16 protein-coding genes and 1 pseudogene are annotated in these 18,703 nt (G+C 63.1%); 11 read left to right on the forward strand and 6 right to left on the reverse strand.

Annotated elements, in window-relative coordinates; all coding sequences use genetic code 11:
• Positions 1-69 precede the first annotated feature (69 nt).
• Positions 70-2,256, forward strand: coding sequence for a putative bifunctional diguanylate cyclase/phosphodiesterase (locus CJD35_RS21275; RefSeq protein WP_244917331.1), 2,187 nt, complete (start codon positions 70-72; stop codon positions 2,254-2,256).
• Between the two features lie 43 nt (positions 2,257-2,299).
• On the opposite strand, the pseudogene CJD35_RS21280 reads toward CJD35_RS21275, so the two are convergent.
• Both CJD35_RS21280 and CJD35_RS21285 read right to left on the reverse strand, forming a co-directional pair.
• Positions 2,300-2,605 (reverse strand): annotated as a pseudogene (locus tag CJD35_RS21280) (LysR substrate-binding domain-containing protein); the annotation flags it as partial.
• A gap of 464 nt (positions 2,606-3,069) precedes the next feature.
• The gene (locus CJD35_RS21285; RefSeq protein ID WP_095687334.1) at positions 3,070-3,948 is read right to left on the reverse strand and encodes a LysR family transcriptional regulator; all 879 of its coding nucleotides are present in this window, start codon (positions 3,946-3,948) and stop codon (positions 3,070-3,072) included.
• A 209-nt stretch (positions 3,949-4,157) separates the two neighbouring features.
• Between CJD35_RS21285 and CJD35_RS21290 the strand changes: the two genes are divergently transcribed.
• The 9 genes from CJD35_RS21290 (at position 4,158) to CJD35_RS21325 (ending at position 10,990) form a co-directional block, all read left to right on the forward strand.
• Complete coding sequence (locus CJD35_RS21290; RefSeq protein WP_095687485.1) at positions 4,158-4,853, forward strand: type 1 glutamine amidotransferase domain-containing protein; 696 nt, start codon at positions 4,158-4,160, stop codon at positions 4,851-4,853.
• Positions 4,853-5,311, forward strand: a complete 459-nt coding sequence (locus CJD35_RS21295; protein WP_095687335.1) for a VOC family protein — start codon at positions 4,853-4,855, stop codon at positions 5,309-5,311. The genes CJD35_RS21290 and CJD35_RS21295 overlap by 1 nt, the downstream gene beginning before the upstream one ends.
• Positions 5,305-6,417, forward strand: a complete 1,113-nt coding sequence (locus CJD35_RS21300) for an NADH:flavin oxidoreductase/NADH oxidase (protein WP_095687336.1) — start codon at positions 5,305-5,307, stop codon at positions 6,415-6,417. The genes CJD35_RS21295 and CJD35_RS21300 overlap by 7 nt, the downstream gene beginning before the upstream one ends.
• A complete protein-coding gene (locus CJD35_RS21305) occupies positions 6,414-7,565 on the forward strand; it encodes an L-dopachrome tautomerase-related protein (RefSeq protein WP_095687337.1) in 1,152 nt (383 codons plus the stop codon). Before CJD35_RS21300 ends, CJD35_RS21305 begins: the two co-directional genes overlap by 4 nt.
• Positions 7,566-7,641: 76 nt before the next feature.
• The gene (locus CJD35_RS21310; RefSeq protein WP_095687338.1) at positions 7,642-8,382 is read left to right on the forward strand and encodes an SDR family oxidoreductase; all 741 of its coding nucleotides are present in this window, start codon (positions 7,642-7,644) and stop codon (positions 8,380-8,382) included.
• A gap of 111 nt (positions 8,383-8,493) precedes the next feature.
• Positions 8,494-8,787 carry a putative quinol monooxygenase gene (locus CJD35_RS21315; protein ID WP_062106251.1) on the forward strand — a complete coding sequence of 98 codons (294 nt, stop codon included), beginning with the start codon at positions 8,494-8,496 and terminating at the stop codon, positions 8,785-8,787.
• Between the two features lie 125 nt (positions 8,788-8,912).
• Complete coding sequence (locus CJD35_RS23485; protein ID WP_276327795.1) at positions 8,913-9,044, forward strand: hypothetical protein; 132 nt, start codon at positions 8,913-8,915, stop codon at positions 9,042-9,044.
• 205 nt (positions 9,045-9,249) lie between these two features.
• The gene (locus CJD35_RS21320; RefSeq protein ID WP_095687339.1) at positions 9,250-10,389 is read left to right on the forward strand and encodes a glutathione-independent formaldehyde dehydrogenase; all 1,140 of its coding nucleotides are present in this window, start codon (positions 9,250-9,252) and stop codon (positions 10,387-10,389) included.
• A gap of 31 nt (positions 10,390-10,420) precedes the next feature.
• Positions 10,421-10,990, forward strand: a complete 570-nt coding sequence (locus tag CJD35_RS21325; RefSeq protein ID WP_095687340.1) for a type 1 glutamine amidotransferase domain-containing protein — start codon at positions 10,421-10,423, stop codon at positions 10,988-10,990.
• A 257-nt stretch (positions 10,991-11,247) separates the two neighbouring features.
• On the opposite strand, the gene CJD35_RS21330 is transcribed toward CJD35_RS21325, so the two are convergent.
• Positions 11,248-13,839, reverse strand: coding sequence for an excinuclease ABC subunit UvrA (locus CJD35_RS21330; RefSeq protein ID WP_095687341.1), 2,592 nt, complete (start codon positions 13,837-13,839; stop codon positions 11,248-11,250).
• 407 nt (positions 13,840-14,246) lie between these two features.
• Between CJD35_RS21330 and CJD35_RS21335 the strand changes: the two genes are divergently transcribed.
• The gene (locus tag CJD35_RS21335) at positions 14,247-15,458 is read left to right on the forward strand and encodes an IS256 family transposase (protein WP_095686774.1); all 1,212 of its coding nucleotides are present in this window, start codon (positions 14,247-14,249) and stop codon (positions 15,456-15,458) included.
• A 402-nt stretch (positions 15,459-15,860) separates the two neighbouring features.
• Here CJD35_RS21335 and CJD35_RS21340 read toward each other — a convergent pair whose 3' ends face one another.
• The 3 genes from CJD35_RS21340 to CJD35_RS21350 form a co-directional block, all read right to left on the reverse strand.
• Positions 15,861-16,970: an S-(hydroxymethyl)glutathione dehydrogenase/class III alcohol dehydrogenase gene (locus CJD35_RS21340; RefSeq protein WP_095687342.1), complete on the reverse strand. Its 1,110-nt coding sequence runs from the start codon at positions 16,968-16,970 to the stop codon at positions 15,861-15,863.
• Between the two features lie 215 nt (positions 16,971-17,185).
• Entirely contained in the window at positions 17,186-17,476 is a 291-nt protein-coding gene (locus CJD35_RS21345; RefSeq protein WP_095687343.1) for a metal/formaldehyde-sensitive transcriptional repressor, read from the reverse strand.
• Between the two features lie 204 nt (positions 17,477-17,680).
• Positions 17,681-18,670, reverse strand: a complete 990-nt coding sequence (locus tag CJD35_RS21350) for a zinc-dependent alcohol dehydrogenase family protein (RefSeq protein WP_095687344.1) — start codon at positions 18,668-18,670, stop codon at positions 17,681-17,683.
• Positions 18,671-18,703: the final 33 nt, after the last annotated feature.

The following is an 18,703-nucleotide window of genomic DNA, read 5'->3' on the forward strand; positions in this document are numbered from 1 at the left end:
CGGCTTTGCAGCGAAGCAGCAACACTGGGCGCCGGATGTCTGGAAGGCTCGTCAACCGGCCGTTCGATCTTGACCGAGGCAATCGGCAGGAGAGCCTTAACCAAGTTGCGATATCGCGAGTCCATGGCCGTAGCTGTCCGACTTCTCCGCGTTTCTGTGCCACGGCAGTATCTTTGGCCGCTCCTGTCGCTGCTCAGCGTATGCTTCGGTTTCATCTTCCTTCTCATTTTCCTGAGCACTCGTGCCCAGGATGCTCAGCAGCTCGAGCGGGAGCGGCAAGCGCTCGGGGGCGTGTTCGCCACCGCTTCCGCGATGGTGCAGCACGATCTGCAGGATTACGCCAAATGGGACGATGCCGTGCGTCACATCGGCTCGAGGTTCGATGCGGCCTGGATGGATGACAATGTCGTGGCCTATCTGGGCCGCACCCAGGGATATTCCGACATCTTCGTGCTCGGCGCGGACGATCGGACCCTTTACAGCTTTAACGACCGGAAGATCGCCGCGAAGACCGCTCACCTGCGTCTTGGCGCCGACTTCGTCCGCTCGATCGCCGAAGTGCGGCGCTTGCCGGCTGAGGGCAGCCCGATCGTCAGTGGCTTCACGCGCTCGGGCCAGCAGATCATGGTCTATGCCACGGCCGCCGTGGTGCCTCTGACGGGTAAGATCGCCGCACCCCCAGGGCCGACCCGCCTTCTGGTGATCGCCCGGCGCGTCGACGAGGCGTTTTTGGCGGACCTCACGCGCGAACTCAATGTCCACGATGTACGAATGACGCTGGAAAACCGGACAGCGGGAATGGACGCCATCGCCATCAAGGGCCGGTCGGGCGAACGGATCGCCTGGCTGGAATGGCGGTCGCATCACCCGGGTGAATCGCTGAGGCAGCATCTGGTGCCGGCGATCCTGGCGGTGGCTTTCGTCGCCTTTGTGGCTGCCGGCCTAATTCTTCGCCGGGGCGGCCAGTCGATCGAGGCTTTGCGCGCAAGCGAGCTTCTTGCCCGGCATCTGTCGGATCACGATACCTTGACCGAACTGCCCAATCGCCGCGCGCTAGGGGAGCGGCTGGGCGAGCTTGTCGCGGCAAGGCAAGGACTGGCCCTGCTGTTCCTCGATCTCGACGGGTTCAAGGACGCCAATGATGTCTACGGCCATAGTGCCGGCGATCTCCTGCTCAAGGAAGCCGCCGGTCGCCTGAAGGCCGCGGCGGGGGAGGCCTTCATCGCGCGCGCGGGCGGCGACGAGTTTGCCGTTCTCTTGGGATCGCCATCGCCTGGCGTGGCGGCCGAGACATGCGAGGCCATTCTCGAAGCGTTCTCGACGCCGTTCAAGGTTGGCGCCTACAGCATCACAATCGGGACCAGTATCGGCTATTTCGAGAGCGACACATCCTGCGATAGCGCGGAAGAGTTCATTCGCAAGGCGGACGTTGCCATGTATGCCGCCAAGGATGCGGGCAGGAACTGCGCGCGGGTCTACCACCCCTCGCTCGACGAAGGCCATGAAAGGCGCCAGCGGCTCGAGCAGGATCTCAAGCGCGCGGTCGAGAACGAAGAGATCTACGTCCGCTATCAGCCGATCGTCGATGCCCAGTCGGGCGAGGTCGTCGCCGTCGAGGCGCTGGCGCGCTGGTCTCATCCCGTCCATGGCGATGTCCCGCCGGACGTGTTCATTCCTATCGCCGAGATCAGCGGGCTGATCAACGCGATCGGCCGCCAGGTGCTTCTCCATGCCTGCCGGGAAATGCGCGAGACCGGGCTTGATCTGGCCGTTAACCTGTCGCCGGCGCAATTCTGGGATGGCAATCTTTACGACGAGGTTCAGCAGGTCCTGGAACGGACCAGGTTTCCTCCCGAGCGGCTGGAGCTGGAAATCACCGAAAGCCTGCTGCTGCGCCGTCCCCAGGTCGCGGCGGCTGTGATCGACCGGCTGCGCTCACTCGGTATCCGCATGGCGCTCGACGACTTTGGTACCGGGTTTGCGAGCATCGCCTATCTCCAGCAACTCACGATCGACCGGCTCAAGATCGACAGGTCGTTCCTTGCTCCGCTGGAATCGGAGCCTGATATGCGAGAGGTTCTGGTCTCCATCGTCGGCCTGGCGAAGGCCTATCGTCTTGAAGTCTGCGCCGAAGGGATCGAGACACCGGGACAGGCGCAGCTTGCGCGCCTCGCGGGCTGCGGACGCTTGCAGGGCTGGCTGTTCGGGCGCCCCCAAGCCGCGAGCGCCTTCCAGGCTGTGGCCTTGCGGGCTTAGGAGCGCGAGGAAGCGGTCGGCCGGTCAACGACCACGCTCGAAATCAATCAGTAAGGGGTGGAACGATCTTGTTGGCCTGGGCGCGCTGAATTGCACATTCCCGGGCGAGAAAGTCGACCAGCGCTCGTACCGATGGCAGAAGGCCGCGCCGCGACGGAAAGACCGCATGGACTATGCCGGCCTGTGGTCTCCAGTCCGGGAGTATGTGCGTTAGCCGTCCGGACTTAACGTCGTCCCAGATAAAAATCGTCGGTAGCTGTACCGCGCCCGCCCCCGCTATCGCCGCTTCCCGCAACACCGCCATGTCGTCGGTAACCAGCCGGGGGGAGTGGGGGACTGTCGCTAATTGACACACCCTACATCGAGCAGGTCGATGCACAGCGTGCCTTGCTGGGCGTCGAGCTGTCGCTGGTGCAGGTAAGGACCGATGAACTCACGACGCTGGTCGGACTTTATCAGGCCTTGGGCGGTGTACCGGAATGAATACGCGAAGACTTTCGGGACTGCGGCTTCAAAAAGCCGCTATCCCATCAAGATCGGGTAGAGGTACTCATTCCCCTTGTGCTGCAGATCGTCCAATTTCACGCATTCTCGAGGAAAACCAAAGGCCCGGGGCGCACCCAACATGAAAGTGATGAGCACTGTGATTATTGGGAAATTCTGGTTTCACTGCCCTCATAACGCCAGCTTTGCGCCCCACATCCGGCCGTTCGGCCTTGTCGCCGACGATTCCGAAAGCCGCCATTCGCTTCGCCAACGCTCAACTGGTTCAGGCCCGACATTGCGCTCACGGCCCAACAGGCGTGGCCACAATTATGTTCGGAGTGCAGCAATCAGGGCGTCCCGAGCCATGGCCACGCGCGGGTGTCGCAGCGATGAGCGTGCCCAGACGAGGTAGTAAGCGTTGCGCGGCACCGTGATCGGGGCGGGGATCTCGATCAGCGTGCAAGAAGCGCGTTCGCTGCGGGTGAGATAGCCGGGCAGCACCGTCCAGCCGAGGCCCGCGCGCAATCCCGACCGTAGCACCCGCAGATCGGGCGCGGTCAAGGCTGGCTGGCTGGTCAGCTCGATCTGGTTTGCCTCGAGCCAGGTCCGCAGCAGCGGCCGGTCAAGATCGTAGGCGAGGTGGACCGTCCGGTTGAGCCCGTCGGCAAGCGGCAATTCGGCAATCCGCATAGCCACGGCGGGCGAGGCTACGGCGCGCAGGTGCTCTTCGCCCAGCACATGAAAGGCCAACCGCGCATCTTCGGGTTGCGAGGCGGTGACGGCCAGGTGCACCTTGTCTTCGAGCAGCAAGGCATAGAGCGCCTCGCGTCCGCCGATATGCAGGCGCAGGTCAAGCCCTGCTTCCAGCAGCGGGGCCAGCCGGGGCGTGATCATCTCCCCCAGCAGGTCCGACGGCGCGGCGATGTGGACCGTGCCCGAGATGCGCGACGATCGGGCCCGCGCGCTGGCCAGTGCCGATTCCGCCGTGTCGAGGCTGCTTCCGATCGAAGCCGCGAGATCGTCGGCAATCGCTGTTGGTCGAACACCCCGCGAATGGCGATCGAACAAGGGACGGCCCAATTGCGCCTCGAGCGATGCGATGTGCTGCGACGCCGCCGGTTGGGTGATGCCGATTGCCCGGGCCGCCTCGCTCAGCGAACGACGGCGGTAGACTTCAACGAAGGTGCGCAACTGCAGGAGGGACATTGCGGTTCCATAAGCGGATTTATGGCCGTCCGCCATTCCCGCTGGATTTCATGATGCCGTTCCCTGCGTATCTAAGCCGCCGAAAGGAACGATCGAATGCAAAATCGCCGCCAATGCTGCAAGCCCTCACCGCTGTCCTGGTGGCGGGCGCGGCGCCGGCGGGTGCGTTTGCTCGTGTTCCCGACATCACTAGAAAAGGACAACTGACGATGACCCGCATTCTCATGGTGGCCACCTCCGCCGACCGCATGACTCCCGGCACCGAACCGACGGGTGTCTGGCTCGAGGAACTCACCACCCCGTACTACGCGTTCCGCGATGCGGGCGCCGAGGTGACGCTGGCCTCGATCAAGGGCGGCGCCATCCCCGTCGACCAGCGCAGCGTCAACGCCGACGGCGAGAACGACGCTTCGGTCGAGCGCTATCTGAAGGACGAGGCCCTGAAGGCCGAGGTTGCCAGCACCCCTGTATTCACAAGCATCGATCCCGCCGGCTACGACGCGCTGTTCCTGCCCGGCGGCCACGGCACCATGTTCGATTACCCCGGCAGCGACGAACTGGCGCGCCTGGTCGAACGCTTCGACCGCGAAGGCAAGATCGTCGCCGCCGTCTGCCATGGACCGGCAGGGCTGGTCTCGGCGAAGAAGGCCGATGGCACGCCCTTCGTCGCCGATCGCCGTGTCGCGGGCTTCACCGACAGCGAGGAACGCGCGGTCGGCCTCGATCAGGCGGTGCCGTTCCTGCTCGAAACGCGCCTCAAGGAACTTGGGGGCAAGCACGAGGGCGGCCCCGATTTTGCCCCCTTCGCCCTGCGCGACGGCAATCTGGTGACCGGCCAGAACCCCGCCAGCGCTACCCGCACCGCGGAGCTGGTGATGGAAGCCCTCAAGGACAAGGTCGCCTGATCATGCGCTATCTCCACACCATGCTGCGCGTCGCCGATCCCGAGGCGGCGATCCGGTTCTTCACGCTGCTGGGTCTAAAGGAGACCCGGCGCATGGAGAACCAGGCCGGGCGTTACACGCTGATCTACCTTGCCGCCGACGAGGATTTCCGCGGCGACGGCGAGCAGGGCGAAGCCGAGGTCGAGTTGACGTACAACTGGCCGCCCGAGGACGGCAGCCCTGCCGAGAAATACACGGGCGGCCGAAACTTCGGGCACCTCGCCTACGGGGTCGACGACATCTACGAAACGTGCGCGCGGCTGCAGGCGGGCGGCGTGACGATCAATCGCCCCCCGCGTGACGGATACATGGCGTTCGTCCGCTCGCCGGACGGGATATCGATCGAACTGCTGCAGAAGGGCGAACACAAGGCTCCGGCCGAACCCTGGGCCTCCATGCCCAACACAGGCGAATGGTGATGGCGAATTTGTTCGAACCGATTGAGGTTGGCGGGCTGCGGCTCGCCAACCGCATCGTCATCGCGCCGATGTGCCAGTATTCGGCAGTCGACGGCGCGATGACCGACTGGCACCAGATGCATCTCGGCCAGTTGGCGCTCTCGGGCGCGGGCGCGCTGACGATCGAGGCGACCGCGGTCAGCCCGGAAGGGCGCATCACCTACGGTGACGTCGGCCTGTACGATGACCGTACCGAAGCGGCGATGCGAAGCGTGCTCGAAAGTGTGCGCCGTTGGTCGGACATGCCGCTGATCATCCAGCTGGCCCATGCCGGCCGCAAGGCGAGCTGCGCCAAGCCGTGGCAAGGCGGAACGCAGATCGCCCCCGATGCGGAGAATGGCTGGCAGACCGTGGCACCCAGCGCCATTCCCTTCTCTCCGGACGACCATCCCCCTGTCGAACTGGACACGGCGGGGCTTGCCCGCATCCGGGGCGCCTTTGCCGACGCCGCCCGCCGCGCCGGCAGGCTGGGCATCGAAGCCATCCAGATCCACGTCGCGCATGGCTATCTGCTCCACGAGTTTCTTTCGCCGATCTCCAACCGGCGCGGCGATGAATACGGCGGCAGTCTCGACAACCGGATGCGGTTCCCGCTCGAAGTGTTCGATGCCGTGCGCGAGGCGTTTCCGGCCGACCGCCCGGTCACCGTTCGCGTTTCGGGTACCGATTGGGTCGAAGGCGGCTGGACGGCGGAAGAAACCGCACGGTTTGCGCAGGAACTGGAGCGGCGCGGTTGTTCGGCGATCCACGTGTCCAGCGGCGGCCTCGACCCGCGCCAGCAGATCCCTGTCGGCCCCGGCTATCAGGTGCCGCTGGCGCGGACGGTCAAGGACGCGGTTGCCATGCCTGTCGCGGCGGTCGGAATGATCACCGATCCTCAGCAGGCAGAGCGCATCCTCGAAGACGGGCATGCCGACACCATAGCCATTGCCCGCGCTGCGCTGTGGGATCCGCGCTGGCCCTGGCACGCCGCCGCCGCGCTCGGCGCATCGGTCAAGGCTCCGCCGCAATACCTCCGGTCCGAGCCCCCCGAGGCGGGCCGCATCCTCAAGGAAATGACACCATGAAAATCTCCGTCAAACTGCTTCTTGCCGCTGGCGCCGCCCTCTCGCTCGCCGCCTGCGCGACGACCCGCGAGGGTGCATCCGCGCCCCAGATCGAACAGGTCGCGACCTTCGATGGCGCGATGCCGACTGGCGTGACCGTCGCCCCCAACGGGCGCATTTTCGTCAACTTCCCGCAATGGGGCGACAACGCGCCGTTCACGGTTGCCGAGTTGGTCGACGGCAAGGCGGTGCCTTATCCCGATGCCGCGACCAACCGGCCCGATCCGGCCGACCCGGCGGGGCATTTCATCTCGGTGCAGAGCGTGGTGGCCGACGGCGCCAATCGCTTGTGGGTGCTCGACACGGCGGCGCCCAAATTCTCTCAACCGCAGGCCGGCGGTGCAAAGCTGGTGGCAATCAACCTTGCGACCGACCGGGTGGTGAAGACGATCGTCCTGCCGCCCAGCGTGGTGCTGCCCACGACCTACCTCAACGACGTGCGCTTCGATCTGCGTCAGGGCGCCGAGGGCGTCGCCTACATCACCGACAGCAGCAACGAGGGGGTCGGCGGCATTATCGTCGTCGATATCGCCAGCGGGCGTGCGATCCGGCGCCTGTCGAACCATGCGACGACCAACCCCGAGCCCGGCTTCACCCCGGTTGTCGACGGCGCGGTGCTCATGAACCGCCCGGCTGACGGCCCCGCGACGCCGGTCACGATCGCAAGCGACGCGATTGCGCTCAGCGCCGACGGCAGCCTGCTGTATTACGGTCCACTGTCGGGCCGCACGCTGCACGCGGTGCCCACGGCGATGCTGCGCGATCCCGCGGTGTCCGAGGAGGAGTTGAGCCGCGCGGTCCGCAGCCTGGGGCGCAAAGGCGCCTCGGACGGGATAGCCGAAGACGACAAGGGCCGCGTGTTCGCCGGCGATTACGAGAACAACGCGATCCGCATGCTCGACCAGGGCCGCTGGACGACGGTGGTCAGCGACCCGCGCATCAGCTGGCCCGACACGCTGTCGATCGGCACCGACGGCTATCTCTACTTCACCGCCAACCAGCTTCACCGCCAGCCAGGCTTCCACGGCGGGCGGGACTTGCGCCGCAAGCCCTACGAGCTGCTCCGCATCAAGGTGGGCACCGCTCCCGTCCTGTTGCGCTCGCGGTGACCCCATCAGGCCGGGCGGGCTCGCGCGGGCCCGCGATCCGGCGAAAAATCAACAACTGACTTGAAGGAATACTGTCATGACCAAGGGTATCGAAGGCAAGGTCGTTCTCATTACCGGCGGCAGCACCGGCATCGGCGCGGAAACCGCGCGTCTTCTCGCGGAACGCGGCGCCAAGGTGGCCATCGCCGCGCGGCGCAAGGACAGGCTCGACGAGGTCGTCGCGGACATCGCCGCAACTGGCGGCACGGCACGTAGCTACGCGCTGGACGTGACCGACAAATCGGCGGTCCAGTCCGTGGTCGCCGCAATCATTGCCGACTTCGGCCGCCTCGACGTGCTGATCAACAACGCCGGGCTGATGCCGATCCGTCCGATGGCCGAGGTCAACACCGACGAGTGGGACCAGATGATCGACGTCAATCTGAAGGGTACGCTCTACGGCATCGCGGCGGCCCTTCCCGGTTTTCTCGAGCAGGGCAGCGGTCACATCATCAACTTGAGCTCGGTTGCAGGCATCAAGGTCTTCGCACCGGGCGGCACGGTCTACTCCGGCACCAAGTTCGCCGTCAGCGCGATCAGCGAGGGCTTGCGCCACGAGGTGGGGGAAAAGGTCCGGGTCACGTCAATCGAGCCTGGAGCTGTCGAGAGCGATCTGAAGTTCACGACCTCTGGCACGGCTGCCGAGACGGTGCTGGACTTCTACAAGCAGGCCATTCCGGCGGCATCGGTGGCGCGTGCTATCGCGTTCGCTGTCGAACAACCTGATGACGTCGATGTCAACGCGATCGTCATCCGGCCGACCGCACAGCAGTTCTGATTTCGACGAGGAGGCGGGGCCGCGTGTGCTCCGCCTCCTGGGGAACGTACCGGCCCGCTCGTCCGTTATTTTGCCAAATGATATCTGTCCGTTTAACTTGAGGAGTCGATGATGCCCAAACTCGCGCTGTACGTGCCACTGAAGGCCAAACCCGGTAAAGAGAGCGATGTCGCCAATTTCCTGACCTCGGCATTGCCGCTCGTTCAAGCTGAGCCGGGCACTCTGACCTGGTATGCGATCGAGGAAGGTCCCGGTGCGTACGCGATCTTCGATACGTTCGACACAGAGGAGGATCGGCAGGCCCATCTTGACGGCAAGGTTGCCGCCGCGCTGATGGAGAAGGCGGAAGAACTGTTCTCGGAACCGCCGCAGATTCACAAGTTCACCCTGCTGGCCGCGAAATAGCGGAGCGGTCGGCACCCCAAGCTGCCGTACGACTGCACGGTTAGGGTCGCCTGCCCTCGGGAATGGACGGCCCGGCCGGCTCTGGAACTAAAGAGAAGAATACGACAGGCCATCCGCGATAGTGGATGGCCTTGTCTTTTGCGCTTATCCGGCCTTTTGATGCTGCTGCTGATAAGTCGGCGTTGATGTGTTGGGTTATCATGGCGCCGTTGGTTTCGCAGGAACTTCTTGAGGTCATCAATCTGCCGCTTTTTTAGATCGTCCTGGCCCAGGCAATCGAAAAGCCGCCGTAAATCGATCCTAGAGTTGCCGAACGGGAAGGAACCGCTCAGGCATCAGGCGGTTTAGGAAACAGACATCGGTTGGAAAGATGCGATGCTATGCGCCTTTGCGCTGGTCCGGATCATCAGCAAGCTCTCGATTTGATGACGCCCAGAGCAGAGCTACAAAAGGAGAAGATCCGTGAAAGCTATCGTGTACAACGGGCCCAAAGACGTTTCCGTCAATACCATCGATGATCCCAAGATCGAAAAGCCAACCGATGTTATCATCCGGCTGACCACGACCAACATTTGCGGGTCCGACCTTCACATGTACGAGGGCCGTACCAGCTTTGAGAAGGGCAGGGTCTTCGGTCACGAAAACCTTGGCGAGGTCATCGAAGTCGGCGCTGCCGTAGATCGTATCAAGAAGGGCGATCGCGTCTGCATGCCGTTCAACGTCGGTTGCGGGTTCTGCGAAAATTGCGAACGCGGTCTGACGGGTTTTTGCCTCACGACCAATCCTGGAACCGCCGGCGCAGCGTATGGCTTTGCCGAGATGGGGCCGTGGCAAGGCGGTCAGGCCGAGTTGATGCGCATTCCTTATGCAGACTTCAATTGCCTGAAACTGCCCGAGGACGCCGAAGAGAAGGAGGACGACTATGTCATGCTCTCCGACATCTTCCCGACGGGTTGGCATGGCGTCGAACTGTCAGGTTTCTTGCCTGGTGAGAGTATCGCGATCTATGGGGCTGGTCCGGTCGGTTTGATGGCCGCGCACTCAGCCGAAATTCGCGGTGCCTCTCAGATCTTCGTGGTCGATTCTCACGATGACCGACTGAAACTCGCCGAGGCGATGGGCGCCATTCCGATCGACATGCGCAAGGGCGATCCCGCCCAGCAGATCCTTGACGCAACCGGCGGCCTCGGGACCGACCGGGGGGTCGAGGCGGTCGGATACCAGTGTTGCGATCGCCACGGCAAGGAGCGCAGCAATTACACGATGAACTGCCTCGTCAAAAGCACGAAGGCCACCGGCGGAATCGGTGTCGTCGGCGTGTTCATTCCGGAAGACCCGAACGCGCCCGACGATCTCCAGAAGGAAGGCAAGATGGCGTTCGACTTCGGCAACTTCTGGTTCAAGGGCCAGAAGATCGGCACCGGCCAGTGCAATGTAAAGCACTACAACCGGCGACTGATGAAGCTTATCGAGCAAGACCGGGCCAATCCTGCCCAAATCATCTCGCACCGACTGCCGCTTGATCAGGCACCAGACGCCTACAAGCATTTCGACGAGCGCGATGCTGGTTGGACGAAGGTCGTGCTCAAGCCGGGCACCTGACCTTGGTCTTCGACGGAATAGGAAATAAATCATGACTTTGGAAGGCAAATCAGTTGCCATTCTGATCGCACCCCGTGGGACGGAAGAACCAGAATTCTCGAAGCCCAAGCAAGCTGTCGAGGACGCTGGTGGCAAAGTGACCGTGATCAGTTTTGAACCGGGCAAGGCTCGCACGGTCAATAGCGATCTTGACGAGGGCGGCAGCTATACTATCGACAAAACGTTTTCCGAGGTGATAGCCGACGATTTCGACGGACTTGTTGTGCCCGGAGGGACTGTCGGTGCCGACAAGCTGCGCGGCAGCGTCGAGGCAATTGGTTTCATCCGGGCTTTCTTTGATCAGAAAAAACCTGTTGCGGCCATATGCCACGCACCCTGGACATTGATCGAGGCGGGCGTGCTTGAGGGTCGCACCTTGACGTCCTACCCGACGCTGAAGGTCGATATCGAGAACGCCGGCGGTGCATGGACCAATGAGGAAGTCGTGGTCGACAACGGCCTTGTTACCAGCCGCGATCCCAATGATTTGCCCGCCTTCTGTGCCAAACTCGTTGAGAAAATCGCAGAAGGTGTCGGCGCAGCGCCCGCAGCAGGGAATTAAGGCGGGGCGTTTCGACGAAACGATGTGAGGGCCCTCTCCCTGGGGAAGGTCCGCACAAAGTGAGCGTGGCGGATGGCCGGCGATTGGCTGTCGGCCACGCCGCGTATCACACGAACACGGCGCACCTGACGGGCACTCAAACCCTAACCCGCGTCAACCGCGGTGACACATCGCCGGCTCCCGCTTCCAGATTCGACCCATTCCAACGTGTGGTCGAGATGCACCTGATCGAACGCCCGTTCGGTCAGGTTTACGACCTACAGCGCCGCTTTGAGATAGGGGGCAGTGAGACTGCCTTCCGCTTCCGCAACGACGCCAGGGACTCCGCTGGCAACGATACCGCCACCATCTTCCCCGGCCCCCGGTCCCAGATCGATGATCCAATCCACCTGCGTGATGGCGCGCATGTCATGTTCGACGACTACGACCGTATTGCCGGCGTCGACGAGGCCCTGCAGGTGTTGCATCAGCCGGTCGGCATCTGAGGGGTGAAGCCCCGAAGTTGGCTCGTCGAGGATGTAGATCGTGTTGCCGCGCTGGGCGCGTTGCAGTTCAGTCGCCAGCTTGATGCGCTGCGCCTCCCCGCCAGACAGCTCGGTCGCCGGCTGTCCGAGCCTCAGATAGCCAAGACCGATCTCCCGCAACACGTCGAGGGAGCGCATCACAGATGCCTCGCCAGCGAAGAAATCGCACGCATCGTCGACCGTCAGTTCGAGCACTTGGGCGATATTGCGCCCGTTCCATTCGACTTCGAGTGTTTGCGGGTTGTAGCGAGAGCCGTGACAGGTCGAGCAGGGCGCAAAAACGCTCGGCAGGAACAGCAGCTCCACCATGACGTATCCCTCGCCCTCGCAAACAGGGCAGCGGCCTTGCGCGACGTTGAACGAGAACCTGCCCGGGCTGTAGTGCCGCCGGCGGGCGAGCGGCGTATCAGCGAAGATCCGTCGCACATGGTCGAACATGCCGCTGTAGGTGGATAGGTTCGAGCGCGGCGTGCGGCCGATCGGTTTCTGATCGACCCGCACCAGCCTGCGAACATGCTCCATGCCCGCGATAATGCGTCCTTCAGTATCGTTCTGAACAACATCGAGCAGCGGATCGATATCCTCCTCCGCGGCCACGGGGGAGCCGCCGAGGTGTTCCGTGACAAGCTCGGGCAGAGCCTGACTGACAAGACTGGATTTGCCCGATCCCGAAACGCCGGTGACAGCGGTGAAGCAGCCGATGGGAAACTCGACGTCGAGACCATGGAGATTGTTCCGCCTGATCCCTTCCAGGCGTAGCCATGCCTTGGGATCGCGCGGTGTGCGCTCACTCCGAAGCGGCTCTGCGAACAGGTAGCGGCGGGTGATCGAAGTTTCGACGTCGGCAAGCCCCTCTATCGGCCCGCTGTAGAGGACTTCACCGCCCTTCTCCCCGGCTCCTGGCCCGACATCGACGAGCCATTCCGCGCGGCGGATCACGTCGAGATCATGTTCGACGACGAACAGGGAGTTGCCCGCCGCCTTGAGACGCTCGAGGATAGTGAGCAAGGCTTCGCCATCTGCCGGGTGCAACCCCGCCGAAGGCTCGTCAAGCACATAGACCACGCCGAAAAGCTGTGACGACAACTGGGTGGCAAGCCGCAAGCGCTGCAGCTCTCCGGAGGAGAGCGTCGGCGTGCTGCGGTCGAGCGAAATGTAGCCAAGGCCAAGATCGATCAGCGGCTCGAGCCGCTCGATCAATTCGCAGGCGAGGCGTTGGGCGGCGATCCGCTTCTCGTCAGAGAGATTGGGCGTGCGGCGCACGTCGGGCGCGCTCTTGTGCGCAGAGCCGCCCGCCGCAACCCGTTGTTCGACCGCTGCATCGCGGGCCACTTTTTCCAGAACATGGCCCTTCGAGGCGGTGGAGGCCGTCCCATATTCGCCATGCGCTACGGGCATCAGCAAGTCCTTCAGCTTGAGCACCGTCAGGTCGCCGAACTCGGCAATGTCGAGGCCGGCGAATTTGACCGACAGGGCTTCGCGCTTCAGGCGCTTGCCATCGCAGGTCGGGCAATCGCGGCCGATGATATATTGCGAGACGCGCTTCTTCATCAGCGCGCTTTTAGTGTTGGCGAAGGTTTCCAGCACATAGCGGCGCGCGCCGGTGAAGGTGCCCTGGTAGCTCGGCTCCATGCGGCGCTTGAGCGCCGTCCGGGTCTGTTCGGGCGTCAGGCCCGCATAGACCGGCACCGTCGGCGCCTCGTCAGTGAAGAGGATCCAGTCGCGATCCTTTTTCGGCAGGTCGCGCCACGGCGTATCGACGTCATAGCCGAGCGAAACGAGGATATCCCGCAGGTTCTGGCCATGCCAGGCGGTCGGCCAGGCGGCGATCGCCCGATCGCGAATGGTGAGGCTGTCGTCAGGAACCATCGTCTCTTCGGTCGCGTCATATACGCGGCCGATGCCGTGGCAGGTCGCGCAGGCCCCCGCGACCGTGTTGGGGGAGAAATCCTCCGCATAGAGCATGGGCTGATGGCGCGGATATTCGCCCACGCGGGAATAGAGCATCCGCACGAGGCTGGAGAGCGTCGTCACGCTGCCGACCGAGGATCGCGCGTTGGCCGAGCCGCGCTGCTGCTGCAACGCGACCGCAGGCGGCAATCCGTCGATCGTGTCGACCTCCGGCACGCCGGCCTGGTCGATCAGGCGACGGGCATAGGGCGCAACCGATTCCAGATAACGCCGCTGGGCTTCGGCATAAAGGGTGCCGAACGCGAGCGATGACTTGCCCGAGCCCGATATGCCGGTGAACACCACGAAGGCGTCGCGCGGTACATCGACGTCAATATTTTTGAGGTTATTCTGGCGCGCGCCGCGAACCTGCACGCAAGCGGGCGGCCCTGTATTCCCATGATCGGTGGCCTGCGTCGTCGCGTGAATATCCTTGCTCTTCAATTCAGTCTTCCTGCCCTATACGCCCGTGCGGCCCGTGATTCATCAAGATCGGGTGACCGATGAATGCATTTCCGACTCAAGACATCCAACGGCCAGGCTGGCCTGATGTTCGGCACCTTTGAAGTATTTTTCCGGCATTAGACAAGGTTACGACAAAACCATTTCTCCCGTTGGTCACGTTAGCGTCCGCGCTCGTGGTGTAATTTCTGGTGTAGATTGAGATGATCGCATGGGGTGGGGCATGCCCCACCCCATGCGATTTCGATCTCGGTGGCCACCGGGCTCATCGGTAAGGTGGAGTTACCACACTTCACACGCCCACCGAGGAGTTGATCCCGATGACCAACGACAGACTACCGCTTGCCGAGCTGATGGCGAAGACTGGAGATGGAGATTTCCTGCGCACGATCGCCGAGAGCGTATTACAGATCATCATGGAGGCCGACGTCGATGGCCTGGTCGGCGCTAGCCGACACGAGCGCTCCGGCGACCGGACGACCTGGCGGAACGGCTACCGCGACCGCAGCCTCGATACCCGGCTCGGCACGCTCAACCTGAGGATTCCCAAGCTACGGACCGGCGCCTACTTCCCTGGCTTCCTGGAACCCAGGAAGACCGTCGAGAAGGCGCTGGTCGCGGTGATCCAGGAGGCGTGGATCGCCGGCGTCAGCACCCGGCGTGTCGACGAGCTGGTGCAGGCCATGGGCATGACCGGCATCTCCAAATCCTCGGTGTCCAAGCTGTGCAAGGATATCGACGAACGTGTCCATGCCTTCCTTAAGCGGCCGCTCACCGGCGACTGGCCCTACCTCTGGCTCGATGCTACCTACCTCAAGGTGCGCGAGGGCGGGCGGATCGTCAGTGTCGCCGCGATAATAGCCGTTGCCGTCAACACCGAGGGCAAGCGCGAAATCGTTGGCCTTCACATTGGACCCTCCGAAGCCGAGCCATTCTGGTCGAGCTTCCTCAAGGACCTCGCACGCCGCGGACTGACCGGCGTGAAGCTGGTCATCTCCGATGCCCACGAGGGCCTCAAGGCAGCGATCACTCGCGTGCTCAGCGCCACCTGGCAGCGGTGCCGCGTCCACTTCATGCGCAATGCCCTGGCCTACGTGCCCAAGGGCCAGAACACCGTCGTCGCCGCTGCCATCCGCCAGGTCTTCCTCCAGCCCGACCATGCCGCCGCGACACAGGTCTGGCGCCAGGTCGCCGACCAGTTGCGTACCCGCTGGCCAAAGCTCGGCGCCTGCATGGACGATGCCGAGCACGACGTGCTGGCCTACATGACCTTCCCCGAGCAGCACCGCGTCAAATTACATTCCACCAATCCACTGGAACGCCTGAACAAGGAAGTGAAGCGCCGCGCCGATGTCGTCGGCATCTTCCCGAACGAGGATAGCATCATCCGCCTCGTCGGCGCCGTCCTGCTGGAGCAGAATGACGAATACCAGCTCCAGCACCGCTACATGCAGATCGAGGGCATGGCCGCCCTTGCTACACCAATGATCGAGGAGGCACAGCCGCTACAGATTACACCCAAGGCCGCCTGAAAATGCAGCCCGCTGGCCACACCCAATTCTACACCACATTGACGGACGCGACCTTGGTCACGCGACGAGGCCACACACGCTCCGCTGTCAAGCGCCTGGGCCACACGGCCCTGGTCCGTGCCGCTATCGGCATGTAACGACCGCACTTCGGCGCTTTTTACCGCATCGCGACGCGTTGCCCACTTGCCAGAGCGCGCGTCATCATGGCCGGGGTCGGGCCATGATGACGGCCGAGTTGTCGATCCGAGCGCCTCGCGCCGCGTCTTAGAACGCGACTGAACGGTCGATGTTGGCGGCGTCGAGGAAGAGGGGGAAGAAAATGCTGTCACCCCAGATAACCGGACTGGTCATCCGGAACTTCCTCGATGACTGGTGTTGCCAGAGGCGCCTGGGATCGGCGGGTCAGTAGTGAATGACCGTGCGGATCGACTTGCCTTCGTGCATCAGTTCGAACGCCTCGTTGATCTCCTCCAAACCCATGGTGTGGGTAACGAACGGGGCCAGATCGATATCGCCTCTCATGGCGTCCTCGACCATGCCGGGGAGCTGTGTACGTCCCTTAACGCCGCCGAAAGCGGACCCCTTCCAGACGCGGCCCGTAACGAGCTGGAATGGACGGGTGGAGATTTCTTCGCCCGCGCCGGCAACGCCAATCACGATCGACTGACCCCAGCCACGGTGCGCTGATTCAAGAGCGGCGCGCATGACATTGACGTTGCCGATGCACTCGAAGGTATGATCGATGCCCCATCCCGTCATCTCGATCAGCACTTGCTGGATGGGCTTGTCATGGTCCTTGGGGTTGATGCACTCGGTCGCACCGAACTGGCGTGCCAGCTCGAACTTGGACGGATTGGTGTCGATGGCGATGATGCGACCCGCCTTCGCCTGGCGGGCGCCCTGAACCGCCGCGAGGCCGATCCCGCCAAGGCCGAACACGGCGACCGAGTCTCCGGGCTGGACCTTGGCGGTATTGTGGACTGCGCCGATGCCGGTCGTGACGCCGCAGCCCAGCAGACAGACATGTTCGGGGTTTGCCTCGGGATTGATCTTGGCGAGCGAGACTTCGGCGACGACAGTATATTCACTGAAGGTTGAACAGCCCATGTAATGATAGAGGGGCTGACCGTTGTACGAAAAGCGGGTGGTCCCATCGGGCATCAAGCCCTTGCCCTGCGTTTCGCGGACAGCGACGCACAGGTTGGTCTTGCCCGACAGGCAGAAGTCGCACTTGCCGCACTCGGCGGTGTAGAGCGGAATCACGTGATCGCCCGGCTCGACGCTGGTGACGCCTTCACCGACCTCGACAACGATACCCGCGCCCTCGTGGCCCAGAACCACCGGGAAAACACCCTCCGGATCACTCCCCTCCAGCGTATACGCGTCGGTGTGGCACACACCGGTGTGCGTCACCCGTATGAGGACTTCGCCTTTCCGGGGTGGAGCGACATCGATCTCGACGATTTCGAGTGGCTTGCCCGCCTCGAAAGCTACAGCGGCGCGAGATTTCATGTTGGGATACCCTCGTTGAGTTAAACTGATTGCTGGTGGGAGGTCGTTGCGTCGTCGCAAATTCGACGACATTCTCATACTGGTAGGGAGTATCTTTATCATACTCCCTACCAGTATACAAGAGGTGTCCTGGCGAGGATCTCAAACCAGAGAAGGCAGCAGGGGCTGGCTTCTAAGTTCGGGAGAACGCGGGCAAGAAAATGAGCCTGAAATTGTCATTTAAGATAAGTACGCAGAATCTTCATTACGCCCTCCACGCCGTCATCGTGATCGCCGCCTGCGCCTCCGACGGCCCGATCTGCGCCCGCACCGAATGTTTCCCTGAGATGACTCTCCATCACTTCTGTCATCAGTCCATTTGTCGCACCACGCATGGCGACAATTTGCTGCAGCAGGGGAGCGCAATCGGCCCCCGCTTCGATCGCGCGTTCCAGAGCGTCCGCCTGACCCTTGATACGCCGCAAGCGTGTGATGGCTCGCTTCTTGTCCTCTGATGAATGTGGCATCGCGTTCTCCCGAGAAATCGCTCCAGCATACTATACAGGGGGGGAGTTTCAATCCTGCACAGAGCCGGGCGTTTTTATGATCGGGCGAGGTTCCGGTCATGCTCTCAAGGATGCGCCACGAGCAGCCTTGGCACGGGCGCCGCAAGTCCGATCCTCTGTCGGGGAAGGGGGGCGCGATCGCTCACTCCCCCACCGGTATGCCGGTCAGACCGTAACGACGACCTTGCCGATCTGCTCGTTCGATTCGAGGAAGCGGTGCGCGTCCTGGATGGCGTCGAGCGGGAAAGTGCGCGCGATCCGCGGCTTGAGCGCGCCCGATTCCAGACCCGCCACGATGAACGCCTTGGCGCGATCGAGGGCGGCGTCGTCCGAGACGATCTCACTGTAGAGATAACCCTTGAGCGTGAGGCTCTTGCCCAGCACGGAGAACAACGGGAACGGCGTCGGCTCCTCGCTGAGCGCGCCATATTCGAGCAGGATGCCGCCGCGCGCCATGCTCGCGGTCAGCGGCTCGAACGACGGGCCTCCAACCGGGTCGAGCACCACGCGCGCACCTGCACCATCGGTTATCTCCATCACCCTCGCCACCAGATCCTCTTCCCCGGTCGCGACGACATGATGTGCACCGGCATCAAGCAAGGCCTGGCGCTTGGCGCCGGTACGCGTCGTCGCGATCACCGTCGCGCCGACCATCCGCGCAATCTGGAAGGCAGCAAGGCCGACGCTGCTGGAAGCAGCGGTGACGATGACGAAATCACCTTCGCCGAGCTTCGCCTGCTCCACCAGCGCACCCCAGGCGGTGACATACTGCATCCACACGGCCGCCGCTTCCTCGAACGACAGCGCCGCCGGATGCTTGACGACGAGGCGGGCGGGCACGTTGGCGACCTCGCCATAAGTGCCCCAGCGCGCGATATCGAGCGGAGGGATGACGCTGACGGCTTCGCCTTGCGCAAACCCGGTCAAGTCCGCGCCGACCTTAACGACGGTGCCGGCAGCCTCATAGCCAAGGCGGCTCGGGAACTCGGCTTCCTGAAGGTAGGCATGGTTGCGGAACATCACCTCGGCGCGGTTTATGCCTATCGCCTTGACCGCGATCTGCACCTCGTCGGCCGCGGGCGCGGGCACTGCCAAATCTTCAATCTTGAGGACACTGGCGTCGCCATATTCGTGGATTCGAACGATGCGGCTCATGGGACATTCCTTGATTATTGAACGATCGTTCTG

This window comes from Sphingobium xenophagum, from assembly GCF_002288285.1.
GTDB classification, from domain to species: domain Bacteria; phylum Pseudomonadota; class Alphaproteobacteria; order Sphingomonadales; family Sphingomonadaceae; genus Sphingobium; species Sphingobium xenophagum.